A 1,787-nucleotide genomic window follows, 5' to 3' on the forward strand; every position below is an offset into this window, starting at 1 on the left:
CTCCATGATAATAATTTATTTGAGGAATTTCAGTCAGGATTTAGAGTGCATCATAGCACTGAGACAGCACTAGTTTAAATTACAAATGATCTTTTGATTGCTTCAGACAAAGGACTCGTCTCTGTACTTGTTTTATTAGATCTTAGTGCGTCGTTTGACACTATTGACCATCAAATTCTACTGCAGAGACTGGAACACTTAATTGGCCTAAAAGGTTCTGCACTGAGCTGGTTTAAATCTTATTTATCTGATCGTTTTCAGTTTGTTGACGTTCATAATGAATCATCCTTACGTACCAAAGTTTGTTTTGGAGTTCCGCAAGGTTCTGTGCTCGGACCAATCCTATTTACTCTATATATGCTTCCTTTAGGTAACATCATTAGAAATCACTCTATAAATTTCCATTGTTATGCGGATAATACTCAGTTGTATTTATCAATGAAGCCAGAAGAAAGCAATCAATTAACTAAACTCCATAATTGCCTTAAAGACATAAAAACTTGGATGAGCACCAATTTCCTGATGTTAAATTCAGACAAAACTGAAGTTATTGTTCTTGGCCCCAAACAACTCAGAGACTCTTTATCTGATGACATAGTTTCTCTAGATGGCATTGCTCTGGCCTCTAGCACTACCGTAAGAAACCTCGGAGTAACATTTGATCAAGATTTGTCTTTTAATTCTCATTTAAAACAAACCTCACGGACTGCATTTTTTCATCTGCGTAATATTGCGAAAATTAGGCCTATCCTGACCCGAAAAGATGCAGAAAAATTGGTCCACGCTTTTGTTACCTCTAGGCTGGATTACTGTAACTCTCTATTATCAGGTAGCTCTAGTAAGTCCTTAAAAACTCTCCAGCTAATTCAGAATGCAGCAGCACGTGTACTAACAGGAACTAAGAAACAAGATCATATTTCTCCTGTTTTAGCTTCTCTGCACTGGCTCCCTGTAAAATCCAGAATTGAATTTAAAATCCTACTGTTAACTTATAAAGCTCTAAATGGTCAAGCTCCGTCATATCTTAGAGAGCTCATAGTGCCATATTATCCCACCAGAACACTGCGCTCTGAGAACACAGGGTTACTCGTGGTCCCTAAAGTCTCCAAAAGTAGATCAGGAGCCAGAGCCTTCAGCTATCAGGCTCCTCTCCTGTGGAATCATCTTCCTGTTACGGTCCGGGAGGCAGACACCGTCTCCACATTTAAGACTAGACTTAAGACTTTCCTCTTTGATAAAGCTTATAGTTAGGGCTGGCTCAGGCTTGCCCTGTACCAGCCCCTAGTTAGGCTAACTTAGGCCTAGTCTTCTGGAGGACCCCCCTATAATACACCGGGCACCTTCTCTCCTTCTCTCTCTCTCTCTCTCTCTCTCTCTCTCTCTCTCTCTCTCTCTCGCATTCTATTACTGCATCTTGCTAACTCGGCCATTCTGGATGTCACTAACTCGGCTTCTTCTCCGGAGCCTCTGTGCTCCACTGTCTCTCAGATTAACTCATATCGCAGCGGTGCCTGGACAGCGTGACGTGTGTGGTTGTGCTGCTGCCGTGGTCCTGCCAGATGCCTCCTGCTGCTGCTGCCATCATTAGTCATTACTCATACTTCTAGTGTTATTATACACATATGACTATTGTCACACATGTATACTGCCAGATATTAATACATACTTTCAACATATTGTACCACAGTAGCCAGAACTATAACGATAATATTATTACTTTCATTAATGTTGTTGTAAGCTACTGTCATTACCGTCTGTCCTGCATCTCTCTCTGTCTCTCTCTCTTT

Annotated in this window: 1 protein-coding gene; it reads left to right on the plus strand. The window is 41.1% G+C overall.

The genetic code is table 11. The features are described from left to right. The first annotated feature begins 93 nt into the window (after positions 1-93). Positions 94-1,251 (plus strand): reverse transcriptase domain-containing protein, encoded by a 1,158-nt coding sequence (locus R7F07_RS24670; RefSeq protein WP_318110587.1) that lies wholly within the window; start codon positions 94-96, stop codon positions 1,249-1,251. Positions 1,252-1,787: the final 536 nt, after the last annotated feature.

This window comes from Vibrio sp. YT-16, from assembly GCF_033337405.1.
GTDB classification, from domain to species: domain Bacteria; phylum Pseudomonadota; class Gammaproteobacteria; order Enterobacterales; family Vibrionaceae; genus Vibrio; species Vibrio alginolyticus.